Annotated in this window: 3 protein-coding genes; all 3 read right to left on the bottom strand. The window is 60.5% G+C overall.

Features of this window, described 5'->3' with window-relative positions:
- A partial coding sequence (locus J4O76_RS23285) for a sugar kinase (RefSeq protein WP_426284543.1) occupies positions 1–1,010 on the bottom strand: 1,010 nt, incomplete at its 3' end.
- Positions 1,011–1,091: 81 nt separating this feature from the next.
- Positions 1,092–3,545, bottom strand: a complete 2,454-nt coding sequence (locus tag J4O76_RS23280; protein ID WP_426284541.1) for a TonB-dependent receptor — start codon at positions 3,543–3,545, stop codon at positions 1,092–1,094.
- Between the two features lie 282 nt (positions 3,546–3,827).
- The coding region (locus tag J4O76_RS23275; RefSeq protein ID WP_426284539.1) for an enolase C-terminal domain-like protein at positions 3,828–4,324 on the bottom strand (497 nt) is incomplete at its 5' end.

The following is a 4,324-nucleotide window of genomic DNA, read 5'->3' as shown; positions in this document are numbered from 1 at the left end:
TCGCTTCCGGCCTCCGCAAACCGACGGACATGTGCCGTATTGATGTTTCCGAAGTCTCCACCGATCGTATGTTTCAGCGCGCACAACACGCGGCCCTGGGCCGCGATGTCAGCCAGCGAATAGTTCAATCGGTCAGCGTGGAGGATTCCCGCTGCGAACGCATCGCCGGTGCCGATGCGATCGACGACGCTCGGTATGTCCATGACGTCAGTTTCTAGGCCATTGTCAGGCGTGTCGACCCGAACTGCAATCCCATGCCGGTTGGTGTGGTAGGTCGTCCGCAAAGTCGAGGCAATGAGCCGGAGTGCGGGAAAGGCTACAAAGGCCGCCTCACATGCTGCCCGTCGACCGACTTGATTGTCGCCATCGAATTTCGTGCCCAGCAGAAGATTGATGTCGCGGTAATTACCCAGAAATATGTCCGCGCAAGCGGCGAGCTTACACAATGCCGCACGATCAACATTGCCGCGTGCTCGCCAAAGCCGCTCGCGATAGTTGCCATCGAACGACACGGGCACGCCCATTTCCTTCGCGCGTGCGGCAGCGGCCAGAGCGATGGACGCGGAGGTTGCGTTCAAGGCGACGGTTATGCCGGACAGATGCAGGCGATCGGCATCGGCGAGCAAGACACGCCAGTCCAGCGCGCTTTCCGACAAGCATGAAAAGGAGGAGGCTTCTCGGTCGTAGATCACGTCGGAGGCACGCCCACCTGCACCGGTTTCCAGCCAGTAGAGCCCCATCCGACCGTCCGACGTGATGACGTTGGAGCAATCAACCCCTGCGCTGCGCAATGTCATGACGGCCGCATCGCCGAGCGCGTTGACGGGAACGGTGGATATCATGGCGCAGCCGTGTCCCAAGCCCGCCAGGGTAGCGGCGACGTTGGCTTCCGACCCACCGATGTCCACTGCAACGCTACGCGCGCGCGACAGAAGTTCGCCCCGCCCGGATGACAGCCGGATGAGCAGCTCGCCGAACGAAACAAAGCGACGATAGTATGGATCAGTCATGGCAACTCCGATGCCGAAAGACCAAAAAAATGGGCTTCCGGCACAATCGTGCCGAAAGCCCTTAGCTCCGGGGGAGGAGGCTTAAAAAGAATAATCGAGCCGAACGCCAATTGTGCGCCGGCCTTCGCCGGCAACCGTCTGCAGATAGCTACCAGTCGGCCCGAACGGGAGCGGCCGCAATCGGGCGATGAACAGCTTGTCCGTCAGATTACGACCATAGACGCTGAGGCGGATATGACCATCAAGGCCGCCAACACCGATTGTCCCATTGAGCAGACCATAGCCAGGGATGCGCGTGCCGGGGTCGCCAGCAACGCTCAACGTGCTGGAACGGTGCGCCCAGCTCGCGCTACTGAACAGCTTTAACGTTTCAGTGAGCTGCGGCTCGTAATTGACGCCGAAGTTGTAGGTGAAGCGCGGCGCAAGGATGACGTCCGTGCCCGTCGCATCGTTTACCCGTGTGTTACCCTGTTGATAGCAGCCCGGCCCGGGGGCGGCATTGACGGGCTGATTGGCGTAGCAGCCGACCAGGAAGCCTTGGTACTGGGAGTGGTTGTAGTTAGCGTTGGCGCTGAACGTAAGTGCTGGAGTGACGCGGAACGAGGCGCTGACCTCGGCACCACGCGCTTCGACCTTTGGGGCGTTGGTGAGAACGCTAAGATAGTCACCGCTCGGCTGCAGCGTCAAAGCGGTTGCCTGGAAGTTGTAGAAATTCTGAATGTACCCGGTAAAATTCAGGGTTAGGCGACGATCCAGGAACTGCGTCTTTAACCCGACCTCGTAGGAATCGACATTCTCCTGGCTTACAGGCCGCAGCACGCCGCGGCTTGTCCCAATCGCCGGTGACTTGTAACCGCGCGAGTAGGTCGCATAGCCCATGATATTGTCGGTCGGCTTATACTGGATCGTCGCCTTGCCAGTCACGTCGGTAGCACGGGCAGATCCGCCGACGGCGGGCGGGATCGTGCCGATGTACTGATAGGGGAAATCGGTCGTCGGGGCATAGTCGCCGCTGACCCGATCGTGGGTCAGGCGCAGGCCACCGACGAACGTCAGCTGCTCGCTGAGGTGTAGATTGCCCTCACCGAACAGTGCGTAGCTACGTTGGTGCGAACCGTAGGCAGAAGCCGATCCCACCGGGTTGACGTAGGTGAGTGCCGGCAGGTCGGTTCGGTTGCGCTTGCCCGCCTGAGCCTCGAAGGCGTGTGCGTCTTGCCGATACAGAAACGCGCCGACGATGTAGTCAAACATGCTGCCCTTGGGCGAGTTGAGGCGGATTTCCTGTGAGTACTGCGACGCGCGAAGACGGTTGCGGTTGAGCGTATAGAAATCGGTCCCGGTATAGTCCGGATCGTTGAAGTTACCGCTCTTTTGCGATTTGTAAGCGGTGATCGAGGTCAGTGTGTAATCGCCAAGCGATGCGGTGATGACCTCCGATACACCCTTCTGACGGACGAAGCCGTACCAGTCGGTGTTGGCAAGGTAGGTCTGGTTATTGACCCCAGCGGAGAAGCCGTATTGTGCGAAAATCGACGCGTAATCGAGATTGGTCTGCGACGTCGACGAAGGGGGCGTCGCATAGGCCGTCAGGTTGCGGACGTTCTCGATGATATTATAACCCTCGTCCTTGTGGTCGAGATACTCGACCGTGGTCAGGGCCTCGATGTCGGGGGTTGGCTGCCAGAGCAGCTTGCCGCGCAGCGACAGGTCGCGATACGACCCACCGTCGTTGCGGTAAAAGGCGTTGTAGAGATAACCATCGCGCTGCTGGTAGGTGCCGGAGATGCGCGCCGCCAGCGTATCGCTGATCGGCAGATTGACGGTGTTCTCGATCTGCGTTTCGTTGTCGGTGCCGTAACGCGCGGAACCCTGGACGCTGGAGACGCCGATCTCGGGCTTGCGTGTCACGACGAATACGACACCGGCCGAGGCGTTCTTGCCGAACAGCGTGCCCTGCGGTCCTTCAAGCACCTCGACGCGCTCGACGTCCGCGAAGGTGTTAAAGCCGATCGAGCGCGGCAAGCCCTGCACCACATCGTCGAGGACGACGGACACGGCCTTTTCGAGATTGTAGTCGAAGCTCTGGCTGCCGAAACCGCGGATCGAGAAGCCCGCACCCTGCGAGTTGTTGAACGTCAGCGAGGGAGCGAGATACTGAAGGTCGCTCGCGGTCGTGAAACCCGACTTGGCGATCGCGGCGCCGCTGACTGCGGTGATCGCGACCGGCACATCTTGAAGTCGCTGCGCGCGACGCGTGCCCGTAACGACGATGTCGGCACCGGTCGCGGCGGTCGAAGCGGCAGCATCGCTGGTCGGCGCCGCGGTCGATCCTGTGCTCTGCGCGGTCGGCGTGGCGGTCAGGCTATCAGCGGCGACCGGCGCCGTGGCCGACGGGTCCTGCGTACCGGCGGGCGTCGTGGGCGTATTTGTTGGAGACGGCGTCAGGGTCTGCGCATATGCGAACGACGATAGGCAGGTCGAACCCAACAGAGCAACCGCCAGTCCGGCGCGCGTCATTCGTAAACCCTTCAACATTGCAATCCTCCTCACCTGTTATGTTTCCGAGCGCGCATGAACCCGGTGTCGGAACCGCCCTCGCGGTTACGACCTATTTTGTGCAATCATCTTGAACGGAATCTGTCACGATCAATGGAAAGGCCTCGACTTCATCTGGACTATCCAAAAGTTCGATTTGCCTGTTCCGATGTCGTTAAAGCCTAACCATCCCCTCAACTTCGAATCACCTGTCGGATGCAGGTGCTAGTATGTCCGACTTACCGCCTGCATCCGCCTTGTCAAACTGAAATTTCAGTTTGTTTACCAGTTCCAGAGCGTGCCGTCGCTCAGGCGCGCCACGTCGAGATAGGCGCGCTCGTAGGGATAGCGCTTGGCGGCCTCCTCATCGAAATCAACGCCGTGGCCGGGCTTCTCGCCGCTCAGCAGATAGCCGTCGTCGAGGTGCCATTCCTGAGGGAACACTTCCTGCGCTGCTGGCGGATGGAAGGCATATTCCTGGATTCCGAAGTTCGGCACCCAGCGGTCGAGGTGCAGCGCCGCGCCCATGGTGATCGGCGACATGTCCGCCGCGCCGTGGCTGCCGAGACGGACATGATGAAGCCCGGCCAGATCGGCTATGCGACGGACGTGGGTGATGCCGCCAGCATGGACCGGAGTTGTGCGGATATAGTCGATCAGCCCTTCCTCGATCAGCGTACGGCAATCGTGGATAGTGTTAAACACCTCGCCCACCGCTAGCGGGGTTGTGCTGTGCTGGCGGATCAGTCGGAACGCTTCCTGGTTCTCTGCCGGCACCA

The sequence above is a fragment of the Sphingomonas sp. NFX23 genome (assembly GCF_049887795.1).
Classification (GTDB): domain Bacteria; phylum Pseudomonadota; class Alphaproteobacteria; order Sphingomonadales; family Sphingomonadaceae; genus Sphingomonas.
This window is presented reverse-complemented; position numbering and strand designations above follow the sequence as displayed.

Coding starts and splice junctions, on each gene's coding strand:
- J4O76_RS23280 (WP_426284541.1), bottom strand. CDS start 3,545: ATGTTGAAGGGTTTACGAATGACGCGCGCCGGACTGGCGGTTGCTCTG.